At 71.1% G+C, this 19,966-nt stretch carries 21 protein-coding genes; 4 read left to right on the forward strand and 17 right to left on the reverse strand.

From position 1 onward, the window contains the following. Positions 1-12: 12 nt before the first annotated feature. Positions 13-300 carry an HU family DNA-binding protein gene (locus ASF96_RS00450; RefSeq protein ID WP_055832516.1) on the reverse strand — a complete coding sequence of 96 codons (288 nt, stop codon included), beginning with the start codon at positions 298-300 and terminating at the stop codon, positions 13-15. A 431-nt stretch (positions 301-731) separates the two neighbouring features. Here ASF96_RS00450 and ASF96_RS00455 point away from each other — a divergent pair, with 431 nt between their 5' ends. Together ASF96_RS00455 and ASF96_RS17295 are read left to right on the forward strand one after the other, a co-directional pair. Further along, on the forward strand, positions 732-2,213 hold the full coding sequence (locus ASF96_RS00455; RefSeq protein WP_055934974.1) for a helix-turn-helix transcriptional regulator: 1,482 nt from the start codon (positions 732-734) through the stop codon (positions 2,211-2,213). Beyond that, entirely contained in the window at positions 2,206-3,678 is a 1,473-nt protein-coding gene (locus tag ASF96_RS17295; RefSeq protein ID WP_055934977.1) for a helix-turn-helix transcriptional regulator, read from the forward strand. The genes ASF96_RS00455 and ASF96_RS17295 overlap by 8 nt, the downstream gene beginning before the upstream one ends. A gap of 60 nt (positions 3,679-3,738) precedes the next feature. Here the strand turns inward: ASF96_RS17295 and rpsN are convergent, their stop codons facing one another. The 11 genes from rpsN to ASF96_RS00515 all read right to left on the reverse strand — a co-directional run bounded on the left by rpsN (position 3,739) and on the right by ASF96_RS00515 (position 11,730). After that, positions 3,739-4,044 (reverse strand): 30S ribosomal protein S14, encoded by a 306-nt coding sequence (rpsN, locus tag ASF96_RS00465; protein ID WP_055832510.1) that lies wholly within the window; start codon positions 4,042-4,044, stop codon positions 3,739-3,741. Positions 4,045-4,048: 4 nt separating this feature from the next. Beyond that, the gene (rpmG, locus tag ASF96_RS00470; RefSeq protein WP_013584775.1) at positions 4,049-4,219 is read right to left on the reverse strand and encodes a 50S ribosomal protein L33; all 171 of its coding nucleotides are present in this window, start codon (positions 4,217-4,219) and stop codon (positions 4,049-4,051) included. Continuing rightward, positions 4,219-4,455, reverse strand: coding sequence for a 50S ribosomal protein L28 (gene rpmB / locus ASF96_RS00475; protein ID WP_055832508.1), 237 nt, complete (start codon positions 4,453-4,455; stop codon positions 4,219-4,221). Before rpmB ends, rpmG begins: the two co-directional genes overlap by 1 nt. 191 nt (positions 4,456-4,646) lie before the next feature. Further along, on the reverse strand, positions 4,647-5,321 hold the full coding sequence (locus ASF96_RS00480) for a DNA-3-methyladenine glycosylase (RefSeq protein WP_055934980.1): 675 nt from the start codon (positions 5,319-5,321) through the stop codon (positions 4,647-4,649). After that, positions 5,318-6,742, reverse strand: coding sequence for a hypothetical protein (locus tag ASF96_RS00485; RefSeq protein WP_055934983.1), 1,425 nt, complete (start codon positions 6,740-6,742; stop codon positions 5,318-5,320). Before ASF96_RS00485 ends, ASF96_RS00480 begins: the two co-directional genes overlap by 4 nt. Continuing rightward, complete coding sequence (locus ASF96_RS00490) at positions 6,732-7,589, reverse strand: TIGR03943 family putative permease subunit (protein WP_055934986.1); 858 nt, start codon at positions 7,587-7,589, stop codon at positions 6,732-6,734. The genes ASF96_RS00485 and ASF96_RS00490 overlap by 11 nt, the downstream gene beginning before the upstream one ends. Then, positions 7,582-8,610, reverse strand: a complete 1,029-nt coding sequence (locus tag ASF96_RS00495) for a permease (protein WP_055832498.1) — start codon at positions 8,608-8,610, stop codon at positions 7,582-7,584. The genes ASF96_RS00490 and ASF96_RS00495 overlap by 8 nt, the downstream gene beginning before the upstream one ends. Beyond that, positions 8,597-9,010: a Fur family transcriptional regulator gene (locus tag ASF96_RS00500; RefSeq protein WP_055832496.1), complete on the reverse strand. Its 414-nt coding sequence runs from the start codon at positions 9,008-9,010 to the stop codon at positions 8,597-8,599. Before ASF96_RS00500 ends, ASF96_RS00495 begins: the two co-directional genes overlap by 14 nt. A 43-nt stretch (positions 9,011-9,053) precedes the next feature. Next, a complete protein-coding gene (locus tag ASF96_RS00505; protein WP_055832494.1) occupies positions 9,054-9,914 on the reverse strand; it encodes a metal ABC transporter permease in 861 nt (286 codons plus the stop codon). Then, the gene (locus ASF96_RS00510) at positions 9,911-10,723 is read right to left on the reverse strand and encodes a metal ABC transporter ATP-binding protein (protein WP_055934989.1); all 813 of its coding nucleotides are present in this window, start codon (positions 10,721-10,723) and stop codon (positions 9,911-9,913) included. Before ASF96_RS00510 ends, ASF96_RS00505 begins: the two co-directional genes overlap by 4 nt. Then, on the reverse strand, positions 10,720-11,730 hold the full coding sequence (locus ASF96_RS00515) for a metal ABC transporter solute-binding protein, Zn/Mn family (RefSeq protein ID WP_200934051.1): 1,011 nt from the start codon (positions 11,728-11,730) through the stop codon (positions 10,720-10,722). Before ASF96_RS00515 ends, ASF96_RS00510 begins: the two co-directional genes overlap by 4 nt. 168 nt (positions 11,731-11,898) lie before the next feature. Between ASF96_RS00515 and ASF96_RS00520 the strand changes: the two genes are divergently transcribed. Further along, positions 11,899-13,413: a CoA-acylating methylmalonate-semialdehyde dehydrogenase gene (locus tag ASF96_RS00520; RefSeq protein WP_055934992.1), complete on the forward strand. Its 1,515-nt coding sequence runs from the start codon at positions 11,899-11,901 to the stop codon at positions 13,411-13,413. Positions 13,414-13,497: 84 nt separating this feature from the next. On the opposite strand, the gene ASF96_RS00525 is transcribed toward ASF96_RS00520, so the two are convergent. Further along, complete coding sequence (locus tag ASF96_RS00525) at positions 13,498-15,009, reverse strand: PucR family transcriptional regulator (RefSeq protein ID WP_055934995.1); 1,512 nt, start codon at positions 15,007-15,009, stop codon at positions 13,498-13,500. Positions 15,010-15,094: 85 nt separating this feature from the next. Here ASF96_RS00525 and ASF96_RS00530 point away from each other — a divergent pair, with 85 nt between their 5' ends. After that, positions 15,095-16,420 carry an aspartate aminotransferase family protein gene (locus tag ASF96_RS00530; RefSeq protein WP_055934998.1) on the forward strand — a complete coding sequence of 442 codons (1,326 nt, stop codon included), beginning with the start codon at positions 15,095-15,097 and terminating at the stop codon, positions 16,418-16,420. Between the two features lie 354 nt (positions 16,421-16,774). Here ASF96_RS00530 and ASF96_RS00535 read toward each other — a convergent pair whose 3' ends face one another. The 4 genes from ASF96_RS00535 to ASF96_RS00550 form a co-directional block, all read right to left on the reverse strand. After that, complete coding sequence (locus ASF96_RS00535; RefSeq protein ID WP_055935001.1) at positions 16,775-17,191, reverse strand: DoxX family protein; 417 nt, start codon at positions 17,189-17,191, stop codon at positions 16,775-16,777. A 183-nt stretch (positions 17,192-17,374) separates the two neighbouring features. Beyond that, positions 17,375-17,974 carry a methionine ABC transporter permease gene (locus tag ASF96_RS00540; protein WP_206754868.1) on the reverse strand — a complete coding sequence of 200 codons (600 nt, stop codon included), beginning with the start codon at positions 17,972-17,974 and terminating at the stop codon, positions 17,375-17,377. Positions 17,975-18,027: 53 nt separating this feature from the next. After that, positions 18,028-19,053 carry a methionine ABC transporter ATP-binding protein gene (locus ASF96_RS00545; RefSeq protein WP_055935007.1) on the reverse strand — a complete coding sequence of 342 codons (1,026 nt, stop codon included), beginning with the start codon at positions 19,051-19,053 and terminating at the stop codon, positions 18,028-18,030. Continuing rightward, on the reverse strand, positions 19,050-19,952 hold the full coding sequence (locus ASF96_RS00550) for a MetQ/NlpA family ABC transporter substrate-binding protein (protein ID WP_055832478.1): 903 nt from the start codon (positions 19,950-19,952) through the stop codon (positions 19,050-19,052). The genes ASF96_RS00545 and ASF96_RS00550 overlap by 4 nt, the downstream gene beginning before the upstream one ends. Positions 19,953-19,966 lie beyond the last annotated feature (14 nt).

Here is a 19,966-nt window from a genome sequence, read left to right on the forward strand (position 1 = left end):
TTCGAGGTCGTCTTACTTGACGGCGGCCTTCAGCTTCGAGCCCGCGGTGACCTTGACGCGCTTGCCGGCGGGGATGGCGATCTCTTCGCCCGTCTGCGGGTTGCGGCCCGTGCGAGCCGACGTGGCGACCTGCTCGAAGGCGATCCAGCCGGGGATCGAGACCTTGCTGCCCTTGGCGACCGCCTCGGAAACGGTGGAGAAGAGGGAGTCGAGCACGCCCGACACGGCGGACTGGCTCTGGCCGGTCGCGCTGGCGATGCTCGCGACGAGCTCGGTCTTGGTGATGGACTTGTCGGCCATGTGGTGTGTCCTCCAGGCGGCGACGAGCGCCGTCTCTCGTTACTCGGACGAGGAGGAATCCTCCTCGGTGGTCGGGAGACCGCCTCGACAGTATCAACCGAACCGCGGAAATACGCGGATTTTGACGGATTTCGTCCCTTTCGCCGGGGGTGTGTCGCGGGCTCGGGGATTTCGCGGGCCGGTGACGGCGCACGGGTCGGCCCGTGGACGACCTCATCCTTCGACCTCTCGGCAGGGCTCAGGTCTCCGGGCGGGTGAATCGCGAGGCGCAGGCGGGCGAAGTCCGGCGGCTTCACCCCGCGGTTGATGCGACGCTCGAATTCACCTGGAAAATAGTGAAATTCGTACCCCTATGATGTGCCTACGAGAACGGGCTCCGGTTCGTGCCCGACGAACCGCCCCCGTTCGATCGGCCCGAATGTGGAGGGTCCATGCCCCGTAGCCGCACCTCGATCGATGCGCGAGCCGCCCAGCACGCGGCCGTCGTCTCCACCGTCATTCGCCTCGCCCCCGGGCACGGACCCCCGCACCAGCGGCATCTGTCGCTCCTCGCCGCCGCCGCTCCCCCCGTCCCCCCGACGTGGACCGACCCGGCCGCCCGAGCGGTGATCGCCCTCTTCGCCGCACGTGCACGCCGCGACAACCTCACCGCCGGTGCCGACTTGGTCCGCCGCTATTTCGAGGGGGTGAGACTCACCCGCCCCGCCGAGTTGGCCGACGGCACGCGCTCCCAGCTCCACTCGAGCGTCGGCGAGTACTGCAACGCCGTCGGGTGGCCGCAGATGGGCGCCCGTTTCGGGGCCGAAGCCCTGCTCTTCGCCGACACCGAGGCGCTGCGCTACCGCGCGCTCACCGTCATCGCGCTCGGCCAGGCGCTCAACGGCGAGTACGAATCAGCCCGGGTGTCTCTCGCGAACGCGCGGGAGGTGTTCGCCGCGCAGGGCTGGGCACGGGCGGACACCGCGTACGTCGAGTTTCTGGCGGAGACGCTCATCGCCTCCGCCCATCTCCAGGTCGACCGCCTGCATGCCGTGTCGGCCGCGATGACAGCCGCTCAGCCCGATGACCCGTACTGGGCGCATTCGGCACGATCCGTCGAGGCGATGGCCCAGATGCTGCGCGGCGACATGGACGGTGGCCTGGCGGCGATCCAGACCCTGCTGTCAGAGGAGGGCGCACGGCACAGCCACACGATGACGCGGCATTTCCTCGTCTGCATGCGCTCCGACATGCTCGTGGCACAGGGTCGTTCCGCCGAGGCCTTGGCGACGCTCGCGCCGTACGAGAACCCGGACGGACACGGCATCTGCTTCTCGATGCAGCGCGCGGCGAGCCTGCTCCACCTGGGCCGCGAGCGGGAGCTCCTCGCCGAGACCGAAGCCTGCGTGGCGACCGGGGCCGACCATTGCCTTCGCACGCTCACCCCGCTTCTGCTGCGCAGGGCGCTGGCGCATCGGCGACTCGGCGAGCGGGACCGCGCAACCGCCAGCACCGAGGCGGCGATGGTTCTGCTGCTGCGCACGGGCACCTCGGGGACCCCCTTCGTCATGCTTCCCCACGGCGAGACCCGCGATCTCGTCGCCGCCGTCATGCTCGAGCGTCCGGAGCTCCGCGACGCGATGCCGTGCGTGTTCGACGCCCTGGCGGTCGTCACCGCACCCGACCTCCCGGCACCCCGCTTCGGCCTGCTCGCAGGGCTGACCCCGACGGAGCGCACCCTGACGCACCGATTGACCACATCGCTCAGCATCGCGGGCATCGCCGAGGAACGCGGGGTCTCGGTGAACACGGTGAAGAGTCAGGTGCGATCGGTTTACGCCAAGTTGGGGGTACGCGGCCGGTACGAGGCGGTCGAGGCGCTGACGCGCTCGGCGAACGCGCAACCCGCCTGCGGTCGGACCGCCGATGGCTGATCCCGGCGAGGCGATCAGGCGGGCACACCCCCTGAACGTCGAGCCGCACGACACGCTTCGAGCGGCCGCGCTCCTCACCGCGAGTCGACTGCTTCCCGGCTCCGGTGTGCCCGAACCCCGCCACCTCGCCCTGCTCGCCGAGACGGAGGCCTTCGACCCCCCGCGACGATGGACCGACGACAGCGCACGGGTCCTCTCCGCCCTCCTCGTCGCTCGCGCACGCCGCGACGCCCTGGGCGACGGCATCGCGCTGATCGCGCGCTACTTCGACGGCACGCATCTGAACCGCCCCGCCGGGCTGTCACCGGGCGCCCGGTCGGAGCTGCTCTCCAGCGTGGGCGAGTACCTCTGCGCGGTCGGGTCCCCCCAGTCGGGTGTCCGCTTCGGGGAGGAAGCACAGCTCTTCGCCGACACCGACGCCCTGCGCTATCGCGCTCTCGCGGTGAGCAGCTTCGGCCTCGCCCTGAACGGAGAGAACGAGCGCGCGGCGCCCACGATCCGCGCGGCCACCGACCTCTTCGTCGAGGCCGGGTGGAATGCCCGCGAGGTCTCCTTCCTGGTCCTGCTCGCCGACTGTCTGGTCTCGGCGGCGCGCATGGAACACGACAGGCTGTCCGCGATCAGCGGGGAGCTCGCCGCCCTCGCCCCCGACGACCCCTATCTCGACTACGCCTCGCGCGCCGCCGAGGTGATGTGCCGCGTCATCCGGCGGGAGTTCGCCGACGGGATCGCGGCGAGCTGGCAGTTGCTGCACGGCAGCCGGCGGCACAGCAGCCAACGCGCGGTCCGCCATCTGCTGATGTGCATGCGCTCCGACCTGTTCCTGGCGCACGACCAGCCCGCCGACGGACTCGCGGCGGTGGCCTCGGCGCTCAGCCCGGAGGGGCACGGTACGTGCTTCGCGACGCAGCGCGCCGTCGCCCTGCTGCTGCTGGGCCGCGAGCGCGAGGCGCTCCTCGAGACCGACGCGTGCGCCGCCTCGGAGGACGACCATTGCCTGCGTAGCCTGCCGCGGATGCTGCTGCTGCGCGCGATCGCCTTCCGGCGGATCGGTCAGGAGCGACGCGCCCGCCAGAGCATGGCATCCGCGCTGATGCTGATCTCGCGCACCGGGAGCTCACGGACGCCCTTCATCATGCTCCCCGCCACCGAATGCGCCGATCTCGTCGAGGCGGCGGCCGAGGATCATCCCGAACTCACCGGCACGGCGGCATCGATCCGCGACGCGCTCCGCCAGCTCGCCGCACGCCCCCACGCCGCACCGACCACCCGCGACCTGACCGGGCTCACCCCCACGGAACACGCCCTGGCCACGCTGCTCGTCACCGACTTGAGCCTGGCGGAGATCGCCCGGGAGCGGAGCGTCTCGGTGAACACGGTCAAGAGCCAGGTGCGATCCATCTACGTCAAGCTCGGCGTCAGCACCCGGGCCCAGGCGATCGCGCACCTGCGCGCGGACGCCTGAGAACGCCGAAGGGCGGGGATCCCTTTCGGAACCCCCGCCCTCGGCGTGTGTGTCTGGTGCTTACCAGCTCGACTTGGTCACACCGGGCAGCTCGCCACGGTGGGCCATGTCGCGGAAGCGGACGCGCGAGACGCCGAACTTCGTCAGCACGCCACGGGGGCGGCCGTCGATGACGTCGCGGCTGCGCACGCGGGCGGGCGAGGCGTTGCGGGGGAGCTTCTGCAGCCCCACGCGGGCGGCCTCGCGGGCCTCGTCGGTGGCGGTCGGGTCGACCAGGGTCTTCTTCAGCTCGGCGCGCTTCGTCGCCCAGCGCTCGACGACGACCTTGCGCTGCTCGTTGCGCGCGATCTTGCTCTTCTTGGCCATGTGCTTAGCGCTCCTCTCGGAAGTCGACGTGCTTGCGGACCACGGGGTCGTACTTCTTGAGCACGATGCGGTCGGGGTTGTTGCGGCGGTTCTTGCGCGTCACGTAGGTGTACCCCGTGCCGGCGGTCGAACGCAGCTTGATGATGGGACGTACGTCCTGAGCCTTCTTCGCCATTACAGCTTCACGCCCTTCGCCTGCAGGTCACGAACGACGGACTCGATGCCGCGTGCGTCGATGACCTTGATGCCCTTCGCCGAAACGTTGAGCTTGATGTTGCGACCCAGCGACGGAACGAAGTAGGTCTTCTTCTGCACGTTCGGGTCGAAGCGGCGCTTCGTCCGGCGGTGCGAGTGCGAGATGTTGTGACCGAAGCCGGGAACCGCTCCAGTCACCTGGCACACTGCTGCCATGGTGATGTCTCCTTCTGTACCGTGACACCGGACGGTGCCACCCAAGATCCCTTGTCTGCACCCCGCTCGAGCGCAACACGAGGCCGCGGTCGAAAGTCGGGGAGCGAACTGCGTGCTGGAGTGCGCGCAGACAAGGGGGAAGTCTAGCACGGCCCTGACCCGGACCCCCGGACCGGTCGACGGGACCGGCCTCAGCCGCCCGCCGCCTCGGCGGCGCCCCGCCCCCACCGGAACGCCGACACCGTGGCATCCCCCTCGATCCAGAACCGCCACGGGAACGCCGCGGTTCCCGCGACCCCCGCCACCCCCACGCGCGGCCCCGTCGCGACGTCGCGTACCGGTGTCTCGGGCAGCAGCAGACGCGCCCGCGCGCCCGCCTGCTCGACCCCGGTGATCGCGTCGATGCCGTCGTGCACCGGATGCCGCAGCCCGACCGCGTCGCCGAGTCGCCCGGGTCCGCGCGCGAGGTCGCGGGCGGAGCGCACCGCCCCGCGTCGTTCGAGTCGGCGCCGCTCCGCCACGTCGGCCCCCTCGACGACCTCGCCGCCGCGCAGCAGCACACCGCCGGCCACCCCGTCGGGTGCGCAGACGACGTTGACGCACGAATGGATGCCGTGACTCAGGTACACGTAGAGGTGCCCCGGCTCGCCCCACATCGTGGCGTTGCGCGCGGTCGGTCCCATGCGGGCGTGCGAGCCCGGGTCGGGCTGCTCGCCGGTTCCGCGACCGTGGTACGCCTCGACCTCCGTGACGCGCAGCACGACGCGCTCCCCGCCGACGACGGTCTCGAGCCGCGCGCCGAGCAGACGCGGCGCGACCTCGACCGGCAGGGCCGAGAGGTCGTCCCGCGTCGCGGGGCGGCTCACTGCGGGGGCACCTGGCACCACGACAGGTCGAAGCCCTGCAGCGCGACGAGCTCCTGGCCCGTGTCGACCTCGACGAGGTGCGTCTGCAGCTTCTCGGGCAGCGGCAGCTGGTAGCGGTCGAACGGGTTGTCGACGGCGCGGGGCGCCACGAGCACGGCCGCGTACCGACCGCTCGGCGACACGCAGGTCTGCAGCACCGTGTCGGAGCCCGGCACCTCGAGCAGCGATCGCACGGCGCCGTCGGTGTCGACGTGCGCCACGGTCGTCGAGCGCGACACCCCGTCGGCGCTGATGTCAGCGAACGAGCGGATGGTCCCCGCTCCGGCGCCCGGCACGGGGGTCGCCCGCCCCGCCAAGCCCGGGGGGTCGACCGGTTGCACGAGCGGCTGCTCGGATCCATCGGTCAGGTTGATCTCGCGGATGCCCTCGACCCGCTCGACGATCGCCACCGACGACCCGCGGGCGATGCCGTCGATCGACACCGCGCTGCCCAGCGGAGCGGCGTTGCCGCCCTGCGCGTCGGTGAGCAGCAGGCGCGAATCGAAGGTCAGCACGAGCATGCTGTCGGTGTCGGGCACGAACCGCCAATCGGCGATGCGCACGTCGCCGCCGTTCAGGCCGACCTCGGTGGGGGCGGCGTCATCGGCCGCCGACGCCGTGAACAGGCGGCTCTCGCGTCCGCCGGCGGCGCCCAGATCGGCATCCGAGAAGGTGAAGCCGATGCGCTCCCCGCGATCGGCCGACTGCAGGTTCGACACGAAGCCGGGTCCGGGCAGGGGGATGTCGCGCGGATTGCCCCCGTCGGAGTCGGTCACGATGACGCGGGCCGTGTCGCCGTCGCGCACCGAGATGACCAAGTGGTTCGCCGTCGCGCGGAAGTCCTCGATGTGCGCGTTGACGAAGACCGGCAGCCCCGCCTCGCCCTGCAGGTCGGTGCGGAAGATCGTGTCGCCCTCGGGGGTGCCGCGCTGCATGAGATAGGCCTGCAGCGGCGGTGTGCGGAACGTCTCGGTGAGGGTCGACGCCGGCCCCGCGCCGAGGCCGCTGACGCCGTTGACGGTGATGCGGTAGTCGGTGTCGTCGCGCAACGGCAGCGTGAAGCGCACCCCGACGCTCCGTCCGGCGGTGTCGACCGTGAACGGCGTCGCCGGCTCGACCTGCACCTGCGAGGGGTCGACGGTCTCGAGGGACTGCGTCGTGGTGAGGATGACCCGGGATCCGGATGCCGCGACGGCGGCGGTCGGGTCGACCTGCACGTCGGTGACACGCGGGCCCTGCGCCACGGCGACGACGCCGCCCACGCCGCCCACCAGCGCCAGCGCCCCCAGCACGGCGGCGAACGCGACGAGGAAGCCGCGCCCGCGCCGGCGGCGGGCGCGGGTACGGCGGGAGTCGCCGCCGCGGCGCGAATCAGTACTCATACGGGTCCGTCGGCTCGTCGATCGAGGCGACCTGCTCGGCGTGCACCTCGAGCTTGCCGTCGCCGCTGGAGCGCACCGTTCCCGTGACCGTGACCCACTGCCCGGTCGAGGGCGCCTCGCCGGTCGCGGCGATGGGCAGGCGCGCGGTCTGCGCGTCGATGACGCAGTGCGTGATGACCAGGCGCGTGAGATCGAAGCTCGCGCCGTCGCCGCCCGGGGTGATGAAGCCGGTGAGGGTGACCGGCTTGCCGTCGAAGGTCTCGGGGTTGGTCGCGTGGGCGAAGACCGCCGACCAATCGCCGACGCCGAACGTCGAGGTGTCGCCGGAGGCCGCCAGGGTGATCACGTCGGATCCGGCGAACAGCGGCGGAGCCCCCACGTCGCGCGACACGGCGAGCTCGGTCGAGAGCGAGGCGGCCGGGGTCAGCAGCACCGCGATGACGGCGCCCGAGGCGAGCACGCCCCCGGCGAAGGCCGCGACGCCCCCGGGGGTGAGCCGCGGACGCGCGGCGAGATGGTCGTGCGCGGCCCGGTCGTGGGCGTCGGTCGGATCGGAGTGCTCGTGGTCGGCGTGCGCGAAGGCCTCGCGGCGAGCCGAGGCCGCCGCGGGTGCGTGCCCGTGCTCGTGATCGTGCCCGTGGTCGGCTTCCGCGCCGAGGGGCAGGGCGAACGAGGCGACCGCCCCGATCAGCGCGACGACCGACATCCCGACCGCGAACCACGCCGAATCGGGGTTGATGTACAGCGACATGCGGCCCGTGACCCAGAGGGTGATCGTGGTGATCGACAGGCAGGCCGTCAGGCCCACCCCGAGCCAGCGCGTGGCGAGGGCACTCGTTCTAGACAAGGAGGTTCACCACCGTTCCGAGGGCGAAGGCGAACAGCACGACCACGACGGTCATCCCCACCAGCACGCGGGTGCTGAACGTGGTGCGCAGCAGCGCCATCATCTTGAGATCGATGATCGGGCCGACCACGAGGAAGGCCACGAGCGATCCGGGCGTGAACGTCGAGGCGAACGACAGGGCGAAGAACGCGTCGACGTTCGAGCAGAGCGAGACCACGATGGCCAGCAGCATCATCGCGGCGATCGACAGGGCCGGGTCGGACCCGATCGCCAGCAGCGCGCTGCGCGGAATGAGCACCTGCACCGCGCCCGCGATCAGAGACCCGATGATCAGCGCCGGCATGACCGACCGCAGCTCGACGACGAGCTGGGCGAGCGTCCGGCGCCCGCGGCCGCCGCGCTCCTGCACGACGATCTCGCAGGTTTCGAGGAACCGCTCGGTGAGCAGCTTGTCGGGATCGGGATGCCGGCTGTACAGCCAGCCGAGCAGATTGGCGACCAGGAACCCGCCGATCAGGCGCGCCACCAGGATGCCGTCGCTGAAGCCGAAGGCCGCGTGGGTGCTGATGATGACGATGGGGTTCACGATGGGCGCGGCGACGAGGAAGGTCAGGGTGTCGGAGACCCCGAAGCCGCGCATGAGGAGCCCGCGGGCGAACGGCACGTTGCCGCACTCGCAGACCGGGATGAACATGCCCAGCAGCGACAGCACGGCTCGGCGCGCCCAGGGCGCGCGCGGCATCCATCGCTCGATCGCCCCCGGCGGCACCCACACCTGCACGATGATCGACAGCACGACGCCGAGGATCACGAACGGCAGCGACTCGATGAGCACGCTGAGGGCGAGGGTCAGCCCGTCCTGCGCGCGGGTGGGGAGCGGCTGCGAGAAGAACGTGGGCGCGAACGCGTCGACGAGGAACAGCGCCGAGACCACGACGACACCGAGTCCGAGCGCGACCAGCGTCCGCGACGCGCCGGTGCGCGCGGGCGTGGACGCGGCGGTGCGACTAGTCGTCGCCACGCTCGCGAGCCCGCGCCTGGGCGCAGGCGGTGCAGATGCCGAAGATGTCGACCACGTGCTCGGCCTCGGTGAAGCCGTGCTGCGCGGCGGTGCGCTGCGCCCACTCCTCGACGTCGGTGGCGGCGATCTCGACCGTCACGCCGCACGAGCGGCAGATCAGGTGGTGATGGTGACCGCGGGTCTCGCAGGCGCGGAAGAGGTTCTCGCCCTCGGGGCTCTGGAGGGAGTCGGCGTCGCCCTTGGCTGCGAGGCCCGCGAGCGTGCGATACACGGTGGCGAGGCCGATGCCGGTGTTCTCGTCGCGCAGTGTGGCGTGCAGTGCCTGCGCGCTGACGAAGCCGCCCGCGCCGGACAGGGCTTCGCGCACGCGTTCGCGTTGCCACGTATTGCGCTGGACCATGGCGGCGAGTCTATCGAGGGGATCGGTGAATCGGCTGGGCGCGTTACAGGGCGCGGGTGGTGCGATCGCGCCGGGCGCCGATGACGCGGCAGACCAGGTAGATCAGGAACGAGATCGTCGTGATGTACGGGCTGACGGGCAGCGTGCCCGCGACCGCGAGCAGCACGCCGCCCACCGCCGAGACGAAGCCGAACAGCGCGGCCAGCACGGGCACCGACAGCGGACCCGACGCCACCCGCATCGCCGCCGCCGCCGGCGTCACCAGCAGTGCCATCACGAGCAGCGCACCGATGATGTGCACCGCGACCGCGACGATCAGGCCCAGCAGCAGCATGAACGCCAGCGACACCGCCGTGGTGGGCACGCCCCGCGCGGCGGCGGACTGCGGGTCGAGCGAATCGAAGCGCAGGGGGCGCCAGATGAACAGCAGCGCGAGCAGCACGAACAGCCCGATGACCACCAGCCAGCCGAGCTGCGCGCTCTGCACCGACACGATCTGGCCGGTGAGCAGGCTGAACCGCGTGGAACTGCGGCCGTTGTACAGCGACAGGCACAGGATGCCGACACCCAGACCGAACGGCATGAGCACGCCGATGATGGAGTTACGGTCGCGGGCGCGGGCTCCGAGCAGGCCGATCAGCGCCGCCGCGATGAGCGAGCCGACGATCGAGCCGGTCACCACGTCGACGCCGATGAGCAGCGCCACCGCGGCGCCCGCGAACGACAGTTCGCTGATGCCGTGCACGGCGAAGGCCATGTCGCGCTGCATCACGAACACGCCGATGAGCCCGCCCACGAGGCCGAGGACGGCCCCGGCGTAGACGGAGTTCTGCACCAGCTCGAGGATGGCGCCGTACTGGCTCACCCCGCCGAAGAGGGCGGTGCCGACATCGGACCAGTTCATGCGTCGTCCTCGTCGTGATGGTGGTGGGCCTCGTCGGCATCGGGGGCTCCGACGACGATGAGCTGATCGCCGGCGCGCACCACGTACACCGGAGCCCCGTAGAGGGCGGTGAGGGTCTCGGTCGTGAGCACCTCGTCGGGGGTGCCCAGGGTGAAGCGTCCGTGGGCGATGTAGAGGATGCGGTCGACGCGCGAGAGCACGGGGTTGATGTCGTGGGTGACCAGCAGCACGGCGGCGTCGCGCTCGCGGCGGTGCCGGTCGATGAGACGCACGACCGCCTGCTGATTCGCGAGGTCGAGGCTGGTCAGCGGCTCGTCGCACAGCAGCAGTGCGGGATCGTCGGCGAGGGCCTGGCCCACGCGCAGCCGCTGCTGCTCGCCGCCCGAGAGCAGTCCCACCGGACGATCGCCGAACTCCGAGGCCCCGACGGCCTCGAGCAGCCCGTCGATGCGCGCGCGGTCCTTCTTGCGCGACAGCGGCAGGCCCAGGCGGTGGCCGTCGACGCCGAGGCCGATGATGTCGCGACCGCGCAGCGGTGTCTCCCGCGGCAGAGGGCGCTGCTGGGGGATGTACCCGATGCGGCGGTTGCCGGCGCGACGCACCGGCGCTCCGAGCGCCTCGACGGTCCCGGCACTCAGGCGCTCGAGGCCGAGGATGGCGCGCAGCAGCGTGGTCTTGCCCGAACCGCTGGGTCCGAGCACCGCGACGAGCTCGCCGGGCTCGACCTCGAGGTCGAGCCCGGACCACAGCTCGCGGCCGCCCCGCTCGAGGGCGGCTCCGCGGATGCGCAGCGGTGCGGCGGCGCTCACGCCGCCAGCGCGTCGGACAGGGCCGTGATGTTGCTCTGCATCCACGAGAGGTAAGTCTGTCCCTCGGGGAGCGTTTCGGTGAACTCGACCACCGGGATGTTCTTGGCCTTGGCCTCGTCCTCGACCTGCGTGACCTCGGCGCCACCGGTCTGCGGGTTCACGATCATGACCGCGATCTGCCCCGAATCCAGCAGCTGCAGCGACTCAAGAAGGGTCGCGGGCGGCACGTCCTGGCCCTCTTCGACCGACTCGCTGAACTCGTTCGGGGTGGCGTTGGTCAGGCCCGCGGCCGTCGTCAGGTACAGCGGGACCGGCTCGGTCACGAAGATCTTCGCTCCGGCATCCTTCGCCTCGATCTGGCCGAGGGAGTCCTCGAGACCGGCGATCTCCTTCGTGAACGCGTCCGCGTTGGCGGTGAAGGCGGCGGCGTGGTCGGGCGCCAGCTGGCCGAGCTCGGTGGCGATCGCCGCGGTGAGGTCTTCGACCGTGTGCGGGTCGTACCAGACGTGCTCGTTGAAGCCCTCGATGTGGTCGTGGCCGTCGTCGTCGGCGTGGTCGTGGTCGTCGGCGCTCTCGCTCGGAGCCGGGCTCGCCTCGTCGGCGTGGGCCTCGTCGTGCGACGCCGCCCCCGGGTAGTCGTGGTTGTACTCGACGGCCGTGATGACCGGGGCGGTCGAGCCGCTGGCCTGCACGAGGCCCTCCATGAAGGCGTCGTAGCCCGCACCGTTCTCGATGACGAGGCCGGCGTTCTTCAGCGTCAGCTGGTCTTGCGCGCTCGCCTCGTACTCGTGCGGGTCCTGCGTGGGCGAGGTGATGATCGAGGTCACGTCGACGAAGTCGCCGCCGATCGCCTCGACGATCGAGCCGTACACGTCGGTGGATGCCACGACGGTGACCTTTCCGGCTGAATCGGCCGAGGAGGCCGCGGGGGAACCGCCGGCGCAACCGGCGAGCGCGAGAACGGAGACGGCCCCGAGGGCGACGGGGGCGAGGATGCGACGGGTCATACCGACACCGTATCGCTCGTGATAATCGTTCTCAAACTCAGTCCGCGTCGCATACGACTCTCCCAGGGATCGACCCTCAGACATCCCGTGCCGATCTGTCCCGCAGTCGGCGACGAGCTCGCCTCTTTGTCAGCGGCGCGAGACGCGTGCGCGGCCTTTACTGGGGGCATGACCGACACCGACCTCCCCGTCATCACGCACTGGATCGACGGCGCCGCCGCCACGTCCGCCGGCGGACGCACCGCCCCCGTCTACAACCCGGCCACCGGCGCGGTACTGGCCCACGTCGCCCTCGCCGACGAGGCCGACGTCGCCGCCGCCGTCGCCTCGGCCGGACGCGGGTTCGTCGCGTGGAGCGCGTTCTCGATCGCCAAGCGCCAGAGCGTGCTGTTCGCCTTCCGCGAGCTGCTCAACGCCCGCAAGGGCGAGCTGGCCGAGATCATCACCGCCGAGCACGGCAAGGTGCACTCCGATGCCATGGGCGAGATCCTCCGCGGCCAGGAGGTCGTGGAACTGGCCACCGGCTTCCCCCACCTGCTCAAGGGGGCGTACTCCGAGAACGCCTCGAACGGCATCGACGTGTACTCGCTGAAGCAGCCGCTCGGGGTGGTGGGCGTCATCAGCCCCTTCAACTTCCCGGCGATGGTGCCGATGTGGTTCTTCCCGATCGCCCTCGCCGCCGGGAACGCCGTGATCGTCAAGCCCAGCGAGAAGGACCCCTCGGCATCCCTCTGGCTCGCACAGCTGTGGAGAGAGGCGGGCCTGCCCGAGGGAGCCTTCACCGTGCTGCAGGGCGACAAGGTCGCCGTCGACGGTCTGCTGAACGCGCCCGAGGTGCAGTCCATCTCGTTCGTGGGGTCGACCCCCATCGCGCAGTACATCTACGAGACCGCCTCGCGCAACGGCAAGCGCGTGCAGGCCCTGGGCGGCGCGAAGAACCACATGCTCGTGCTCCCCGATGCCGATCTCGACCTCGTCGCCGACCAGGCCGTGAACGCCGGGTTCGGGGCGGCCGGAGAACGCTGCATGGCCATCTCGGTCGTGCTGGCCGTCGAGCCCGTCGCCGACGCGCTGATCGCCAAGGTCACCGAGCGCATCGCGAAGCTCCGCATCGGAAACGGCGCCGCCGCCGACGAGCCCGACATGGGCCCCCTGATCAGCGAGGCCCACCGCGACAAGGTGTCGTCGTACGTCGACATCGCCGAGGCGGACGGGGCGAGGGTCGTCGTCGACGGCCGCGGCTACGTGGTCGACGGCCACGAGGACGGCTTCTTCTTCGGTCCGACGCTGCTCGACGCGGTTCCCACCAGCTCACGCGCCTACACCGAGGAGATCTTCGGCCCCGTGCTGTCGGTCGTGCGCGTGCAGACCTACGACGAGGGGCTCGCGCTCATCAACAGCGGCGAGTTCGGCAACGGCACGGCCATCTTCACCAACGACGGGGGAGCGGCCCGTCGCTTCCAGAGCGAGGTGCAGGTGGGCATGATCGGCATCAACGTGCCCATCCCCGTGCCCGTGGCCTACCACTCGTTCGGCGGCTGGAAGAAGTCGCTCTTCGGCGACGCCAAGGCCTACGGCGTGCACGGATTCGACTTCTTCACGCGCGAGAAGGCCGTCACCAGCCGCTGGCTCGACCCCGCCACCCACGGCGGCATCGACCTGGGCTTCCCGCAGAACACCTGACGCCGCCGGCCTCTCCCCCGAGGTGCCGATTTTCGTCGCTTCACACTCGGTGGGGGCTACGAGATCCGGCACCTCACGCGGGTCTCACTCGGGGTCGGCGAACTCCAGAGCGGCCCACAGCTCGGCCCGCGCCGCGAACGACGACAGGTCGAGCTGGAGGAGCTGCTCGAGGTGGGCCATGCGCGCGCGCAGCGTATGACGGTGGATGCCAAGACCTCGCGCCGCGGGATCCCAGGCGCCATTGGCCTCCAGCCACGCCCGCGCCGACGCCCGCAGTCGCTCGCGCTCCTCGACCGGCAGCGCCTCCAGCGGCTGCAGCACGGTGCGCGCGAGCACCGAGCCCCCTCGCTCGCGGAGCGCCTCGACCAGACCCCGACCGGCGAGTTCCGCGTACGCCCGCAGGTGCCCGGGGGCGGCGTCGCGCGCGGCCTGTTCCGCGTGCCGCAGGGTCGACGCGAGCGCGTCGCCCGCGCCGTGTCGCGCGGTGCCGACCGCGAGGCCGCGCCGCTCGGCCAGCGCAGCGAGCGCGTCGCCCGCCCCCTCGGCGAGCAGCACGATCACGTCGTCGCCCCGCTCGGCCGAGAACAGTCGCTGGGGGTCGCTCGAGACCAGATCGAGCTCGTCGAGCAGCCCGGGGACCGCGGCCGCGCCGCGGACCACCCCGACCAGGTGGGGAGCCGCGGGAAGGCCCCCGAGCGACGAGACGGCGACGCGGCGCGCCGTGTCTTCCTGCCCCGCGACGAGCATGTCGACCACGCCCGCGCGCACCCCCCTCATCGAGGTCTGCAGGTTCCGCTGCTGCTCGAGCGCGATGCTCGCCAGGGCCACGACCGTGGCCACCAGGTCGCGACCGGCCGGATCGAGCGGCTCCGGACCGCCGACGGCGAGCACACCGCGCAGGCGGGAGCTCTGCCCGATCGTCTGCAGCAGCGCGCCGTTCGCCGACGGGATGACGAGGCTCGCCGCCGTGCGCCGTTCGAGCAGTCGCCGCACTTCGCGCCCGACCTCGCCCTCGACGTCGTCGGGGGCCGACCGCAGCCCGGGCAGCGCCAGACGCCCGCCGACCGCGTCGTACAGGTCGACCCACGCACCGAGCAGGCGCGACAGCGTGTGCAGGATCTCGCGCAGACCGTCGTCGCGCACCGCCGCCCGCGCGACGGCCCGCTGCGCGTCGAGCAGCCACGAGAAGCGGGCCGCGCGCTCGGCGGCGAGGATGTCGGCGACGAAGCGGATGATGCCGATGAAGGGCGCCCGCCCGGCGATCTCCACGATCGGAAGCCCCGCCGCCTCTCCGGCACGCACGACGGCATCGGGAACGCGCGCGTGGATGATGTCGGTCGCGAAACCGACCCCCACGACCCCGTGCGCACGCAGGCGGCGACAGTACGCGGCCACCGTCTCGGCATCCGGATCATCCGAGAACTGGGCGCCGTTGGTCAGCAGCAGGTTCCCCGACTCGAGCCACGGGGTGGGGTCGAGCAGGTCGGAGCTGTGCACCCACGACAGAGGCAGATCGAGCGCGTCGTCGTCGAGCCCCGTCAGGGAGCGCACGGGGAACGAGCCGTCGTCGAGGAGGACGCGAAGGGTGGCGGGCATGGGGGGCCAAACTGTCGATAGTTCCCCGACATTACCGACAAAACGGCGCTGCCGACGCGTGCCCCCGGCGTCGCACACTGGGGGCATGGCCACTCCCCTCACGACGACCCGAAACGCCGAGATCAGCGAGCGCGACCGCTCGAGCGTCTTCCATTCGTGGTCCGCTCAGCGCACCCTCGCTCCGCTCCCCCTCGCCGGAGGCTCGGGCGTCGAGGTGTGGGATGCCGACGGCCGGAGCTACCTCGACTTCTCGAGCATGCTGGTCAACGTCAACATCGGCCATCAGCACCCCCGCGTCGTCGCGGCGATCCAGGAGCAGGCGGCGCAGCTGACCACCGTCGCCCCCGCGCACGCGAACGAGATGCGCGCGCACGCCGCCGAGCTCGTGCTCGAGCGTGCCCCCGAGGGTTTCTCGAAGGTGTTCTTCACCAACGGCGGTGCCGACGCCAACGAGAACGCCATCCGCATGGCGCGGCTGACCACCGGCCGCGACAAGATCGTGTCGCACTACCGCTCGTACCACGGCAACACCGGGGCGGCCATCGTCGCCACCGGCGACTGGCGACGGATGCCGAACGAGTACTCCCGCGGCCACGTGCACGTCTTCGGTCCCTACCTCTACCGCTCCGAGTTCTGGGCCGAGACGCCCGAGCAGGAGTGCGAGCGGGCACTGCGCCACCTCGAGCGCACGGTCCAGGCCGAGGGGCCCGACACCATCGCGGCGTTCCTGTTCGAGACGATCCCCGGCACCGCCGGCATCCTGGTTCCCCCGCCCGGCTACCTCGCCGGGGTCCGCGAGATCGCCGATCGCTACGGCATCCTGCTCATCCTCGACGAGGTCATGGCCGGCTTCGCGCGCGCGGGCGAGTGGTTCGCCTTCGACGCCTTCGACGTGCGACCCGACCTCATCACCTTCGCCAAGGGCGTGAACTCCGGCTACGTGCCCGTGGGCGGTGTCGTCATCTCAGATGCCGTGGCCCAGACCTTCGAGGACCGCGTCTTCCCCGGCGGGCTGACGTACTCCGGACACCCGCTGGCGGCAGCGTCCATCGTCGCGGCCCAGCAGGCCATGGCCGACGAGGGCGTGATCGAGAACGCGCGGCGCATCGGCGACGAGGTCATCGGCCCGCGCCTGCGCACCCTGGCCGAGGAGTCGCCGCTGGTCGGCGAGGTCCGCGGTCTCGGAGTGTTCTGGGCCGTCGAGCTCGTCGCCGACCGGGACACCCGCGAGCCGCTCGCCGCCGCGCGCATCGGCGCGATCAAGGCCGCGATGCTCGAGAAGGGCGTGCTCGGCTTCTTCGCCGAGAACCGCGTGCACGTCGTTCCGCCCGCCGTCATCGGCGATGCCGACGCCCACCGCGGCCTCGACGTGCTGGCCGAGGTGCTGCAGGCCGATCCCGCGCGAGGCTGACGCCGCGCCCCTCGGGGTTGAGTGTCCAGGACACGCCGCGGTCGCCGGTCCGGCACGGCGTGTCTCGGACACTCAACGCCTCTGCGCCGCCGCGTCACCGCGCCGCGCCCACCTCACGTTGAGTGTCCAAAACACGCCGCACGCGCGAGGCCGAAGCGGCGTGTCCTGGACGCTCAACGCCTCCGCGTCGCCGCGTCACCGCGCCCCCGCGCCGCGCCCACCTCACGTTGAGTGTCCAGAACACGCCGCACGCGCGAGGCCGAAGCGGCGTGTCTTGGACGCTCAATAGGGTGGGGGATGCCGCGACCACGCGGCGCGTCGAGCAACGCGGAGGCCAGCGCGCCCGACCGCGACTCAGCGCCCGCGGGCTCGTCGCCGCGTTCGCCAGGCCTTCCACGCTCCGGTCGACCACAGGGCCCAGATCACCAGCAGAGGCTGGAAGAGCAGACGGATGCCGCGGGCCAGGTCGGTGTCCAGGCCGAACGCGTCGGTGCCCCGGACGAACTGCTCGATGTTGCCGGGGAAGATCGCGACGAAGAAGGCCGCGACGATCCAGCCGACTGCCACGCGGCGGCGGCGGAGGACGAGGAGAGCGAGTCCGAGCGCGATCTCGACGACCCCGGATGCCACCACCGTGACGTCGATCGGGAGCGGAAGCCACGACGGAACCTGAGCGACGAACTCGTCGCGCGCGAACGAGAGGTGCGCGGTGCCGGTGAACACGAGCGCGGCACCGAGCAGCCAGCGGGCGAGGGTGCGGGGGAGGCTCATCCTCCGAGGGTAGGCGGGATCACCGTCATGACCCGTCGTCCCGGGGCCGTCGCCCTCCGTCGAGCGTCCAGGACACGCCGTGCGCAGGGGCCTCCCACCGGCGTGTCTTGGACACTCGACGAGCTCGACGCGCGAACGGTGCGCGGCTGCGCGTTGCGACGGCCGCCGGCGCCCGAGGAGGAGTCAGCGCCGCAGGATCCGCTGCGCGAGCGCGTTGCCGATCAGCTGCCCGGCCTGCACGATCACGACGATGATCGCGACCGTCACCCACGTCGCCTGCGCGTTGAACTGCTGGTAGCCGTAGATGATGGCGAAGTTTCCGAGCCCGCCGCCGCCGATGTAGCCCGCCATCGCCGACATGTCGACGACAGCGATGAACATGAACGTGTACCCGAGGATCAGCGGCGCAAGCGCCTCGGGGATCACGACGCCGAACAGCACCCCGATCCGCCGGGCGCCGACCGCGCGGGCCGCCTCCACGGTGCCGGGGTCGACGGCGACGAGGTTCTGCTCCACCACGCGGGCGATCACGACCGTCGCCATGATCGTGATGGGCACGATCGCGGCATCCGTCCCCAGGGTCGTTCCCGTCACCGCACGCGTGACCGGGGCCACGGCGGTGAGGAAGATGATGAACGGAATGGGGCGGATCAGGTTGATCACGAGGTTCGCGATCGCGAAGACCACGCGGTTCGCGAACAGGTTGCCCGGACGCGTGGCGTACAGCAGTGCGCCGATGACGAGTCCCGCGACGCCCGCGATGAGCAGCGACACGGCGACCATGTAGACCGTCTCGCCGATCGACTGCAGCAGAACCGGGGTCAGGGTCTCCCACTTCACGAGCGCACCTCCCGTGCGGGCAGCACGACGTCGGTGTGCGCGCGCAGCTCCGCCACCACGGCGTCGAGATCGTCGCTGTGCACGCGGTAGGTGAGCGTGCCCAGCTGCCGGCCGAGCACGTCGGTCACCCCGCCGTAGACGACCGAGTGACGGGCGTCGTGGCGGTGGAACACGTTCGAGACGTCTTCGCTCGAGAACTCGTTCACCTCGACGCTGACCAGGTCTCCCCCACCCGCGGCGAGCGCGGCCAGCGCCTCACCCGAGGGCACGCCCTGCGTCACCGCGGCGACGAACCGCTTCGTCAGGTCGGCGCGCGGGTGTGCGAACACGCGGTACGTGTCGCCGCTGTCGACGACGCGGCCGCCGTCCATGACGATCACCTGGTCGCACAGCTCGTGCACGATCGAGATCTGGTGCGTGATGACGACGATCGTGATGCCGAGGCGCCGGTTGATCTCGCGCAGCAGGTCGAGCACCTCGGCCGTGGTCTGCGGGTCGAGGGCGCTGGTCGCCTCGTCGGCGAGCAGGATGCGCGGGTCGGTGGCGATCGCCCGGGCGATGCCGACGCGCTGCTTCTGCCCGCCCGACAGGCGCCGGGGGTACTGCTTCGCCTTGTCGCCGATGCCGACGAAGTCGAGCAGCTCCGCGACCCGTTTGTCGCGATCGGCTCTGTTCCACCCGGCCACCTTCAGCGGATAGGCGACGTTGGCCGCGACGGTGCGCGAGGTGAACAGGTTGAACTGCTGGAAGATCATGCCCACGCGGCGCCGCAGGTCGCGCAGCTTCGCCTCGGATGCCGCCCCCACGTCGACGCCGAGCACCTCCACGGTGCCCGACGTCGGCTGCTCGAGTCCGTTCAGCAATCGCACGAGGGTGGACTTGCCTGCGCCGGAGTACCCGATCACCCCGACGATCGACCCCTCCTCCACGCTCAGCGACACGTCGTCGACGGCCGTGGTGGTCGAGCGGCGATCGGTGCGGAAGCTCTTCGAGACGCCCCGCAGCTCGATGACCGCGGTCATCCGTTCTGGGCCTTGAGTGCGTCCTCGAGGCTGGTCAGTTCGTCCTGCAGCTGGGCGGCGGTCCAGTCCGCCTTGAACTGCAGGTTGCCCTGGTTGAGCTCGGTGACCGCCGCCTCGACCTCGGTGCTGTGATACGCCGTGACGAGCTTCTCCCAGCGGGGGTCGTCCTTCTTGTCGTCGCGGGTGACGAAGGCGTTGATGTACGGCGCGAGCTGCGGGTTGTTCAGGTCTTCCTTGAAGATGATGAGCTCGTCGCCGAGCCCGCCCTTCTGCGCCTGCGTGTTGTTCACGATCGCGGCCTGGGCGCTGCCGTCCTTCAGCGCCGTGACGGTCTGGTTCGTGTCGACGGGCAGCAGCTCGACCTTGGTCGTGACGATGTCGGCCGGCGTCGAGAGGGCGCTGCCGCCGTCCTTCAGGGTGAGGAGCCCCGCCGTCTGCAGGTTGAGCAGACCGCGGGCGAGGTTGGTGGGGTTGTTGGGGATCGCGACCTTGGCGCCCTCGGGCAGGTCCTTCACGTCGGTGTACTGCTCGGAGTACAGCGCGAGCGGGTAGACCGCGGTGGCCCCCACCGGTACGAGGGTGCCGTTGTTCTCGACGTTGAACTGCGACAGGTAGATGAGGTGCTGGAAGAGGTTCACGTCGAGCTCGCCGTCTTGCACGCCCTGGTTGAGCTGCACACCGTCGTTGATCGTGCGCACCTCGAGGTCGATGCCCTCTTCGGCGAGCTTCTGCTTCAGCACCGTCCAGTGCGCTTCGGTGCCGTCGTCGGCGCCGAGGACGATGCGCGAGGAGTCGTCGCCGGATGCCGCACCCCCGGCGCACCCGGTGAGGGCGAAGAGCAGGGCTGCGGTGGAGGCGCCGAGGATCGTGGCCAGGCGTGCGGTGCGGCGTGAAGTCATGGGACCACGTCATC

Origin of the sequence: Microbacterium sp. Leaf179 (assembly GCF_001423785.1) — a bacterium.
Classification (GTDB): domain Bacteria; phylum Actinomycetota; class Actinomycetes; order Actinomycetales; family Microbacteriaceae; genus Microbacterium.